Origin of the sequence: Arthrobacter sp. SIMBA_036 (genome assembly GCF_046535135.1) — a bacterium.
Classification (GTDB): Bacteria; Actinomycetota; Actinomycetes; order Actinomycetales; family Micrococcaceae; genus Arthrobacter.
Genome location: NZ_JAWRXG010000357.1, coordinates 1 through 251, shown reverse-complemented (window position 1 = coordinate 251; position 251 = coordinate 1). Strand labels below are relative to the sequence as shown.

At 56.2% G+C, this 251-nt stretch carries 1 protein-coding gene; it reads left to right on the top strand.

What is annotated here, in order from left to right:
• Nucleotides 1-251: YhjD/YihY/BrkB family envelope integrity protein (locus SB659_RS20170; RefSeq protein ID WP_410551711.1), on the top strand; the 251-nt coding region annotated here is incomplete at both ends.

Below are 251 nucleotides of genomic sequence, written 5' to 3'. Positions count from 1 at the left end.
GACTTTAGCGCTGTTTGATGCGATGAATGTCGCGTATGAGGAAGACGAGAAACGGACCTTCGTGAGGCGCAACCTGATCGGCCTCGCTTTTACCCTTGGGGCTACGATCGCCGTCTTTGCAATGATCGGGCTGGTGGCCGGATTGCCGATCGTCCTCTCTTACGTATGGTTGGGAGAGGTGCCCGAAGAGATCGCATTGATGATACGCTGGCCGGTCCTGCTTGCGATATTCTTTTGCGGCATCGTGGCCC